Genomic DNA, 1412 nt, shown 5'->3' with positions numbered 1-1412 from the left:
CCTTCCGGCGCGAGGACAACACCGTCCTCTGGCAGGTGTCCGACAACAACCACGCGGTCGAGGACGCGCACGACGGCGCGCTCGGGCAGGCGTTCTTCAAGGCGCTCGAGACGGTGAAATGTACTCGGAGGGTGTCGCCCCACGCGCTCGCATCGACCGCCAGTGGTGGAAGCTCGAGAACCCGCCCGCGATGAAGAACAGGGGCATGATCTGCACGACCCAGCTCACCGGGCCGAACCAGACCTGCCCCTCGAGCGCGTTCTCGAGCACCGGCCCGGCCGCGCCCACGCTGACGCCGCACATCATCGCGTGCAGCAGGAACACCGCCACGAGCAGCACGATGCGGATCGCGTCGACGCTCGGGTCGCGGGCGACCCGAGTGCGCGGCGCGTCCGGTGCAGCGGATGCCGCAGGCTGGGCGGATGCCGCAGCGCGGCGCTCCATCGTGTCGGTCATGGTGCCCCATCCCGGGCGGCCCGTCCGCCCTCGCGGGGCAGGTTAGGAACGCGGTGGCGGGGAGGGCATCACCCGGCGGAGCCGTTCGCACCCCTACCGGGGTAGGGGCCGCGGCGGCGAGCTCGGCCTCGGCGGTGCGAGCGTTACGCGCCCGGCTGCACGAGGCCGGTGTCGTACGCGAGCACCACGGCGTGCACCCGGTCGCGCAGGCCGAGCTTCTGGAGGATCTTCGACACGTGCGTCTTCACCGTCTGCTCGGCGATGAACAGCGCCGACGCGATCTCGGAGTTCGACATGCCGCGACCCACGAGCGTGAGCACCTCGCGCTCGCGCTCGGTGAGCTCGGCGAGCCGGTTGCCCGAGGACTTGGGTGCCGGCGCCGAGCGGGCGAAGTCCTCGATCAGCCGACGGGTCACGCTGGGCGCGAGCAGCGCGTCGCCGCCCGCGACGATCCGCACGCCGGCCACGAGCTCCTCGGGCGTGGCGTCCTTGAGCAGGAACCCGCTCGCGCCGGCCCGGAGCGCCTCGTACACGTACTCGTCGATGTCGAACGTGGTCAGCATGAGCACGCGTGGCACGTAGTCGCTGCTGCGTGGCGGCGTCTGCAGCGCACGCGTCGCCTCGATGCCGTTCAGCTGCGGCATCCGCACGTCCATCACGACGACGTCGGGGCGCAGCTCGCGCGCGAGGGAGACGGCTTCCACACCATCGGCGGCCTGGCCGACGACCTCGATCCCCGGCTGCGCGGCGAGGACGGCCGCGAAGCCGGCGCGCACCATCGCCTGGTCGTCGGCGATGAGCACCGAGATCGTCACGCCGTTCCTCCGTCCGCCCCGACGTCCCCCCCGAGCGGCAGGGTCGCGAGCACACGATAGCCGCCGCCCGGGAGGTCTCCGTGCTCGGCACGCCCCGCACCTCGTCGTAGTCCGCGAGCCGCACGTCGACCACGGTGCGCA

Annotated in this window: 2 protein-coding genes; both read right to left on the bottom strand. The window is 72.4% G+C overall.

Annotated elements, in window-relative coordinates:
• Positions 1–96: 96 nt before the first annotated feature.
• Entirely contained in the window at positions 97–456 is a 360-nt protein-coding gene (locus GH736_RS22980; protein WP_159607340.1) for a hypothetical protein, read from the bottom strand.
• 143 nt (positions 457–599) lie between these two features.
• Entirely contained in the window at positions 600–1271 is a 672-nt protein-coding gene (locus GH736_RS22975; protein WP_159607338.1) for a response regulator, read from the bottom strand.
• Positions 1272–1412 lie beyond the last annotated feature (141 nt).

Source organism: Agromyces humi, from assembly GCF_009720255.1.
In the GTDB taxonomy this organism is placed as follows: Bacteria; Actinomycetota; Actinomycetes; order Actinomycetales; family Microbacteriaceae; genus Agromyces; species Agromyces humi.
The sequence above is the reverse complement of the archived record's forward strand: the minus strand, read 5'-3'. Positions and strand labels throughout refer to the sequence as shown.

Coding starts and splice junctions, on each gene's coding strand:
- GH736_RS22980 (WP_159607340.1), bottom strand. CDS start 456: ATGACCGACACGATGGAGCGCCGCGCTGCGGCATCCGCCCAGCCTGCG.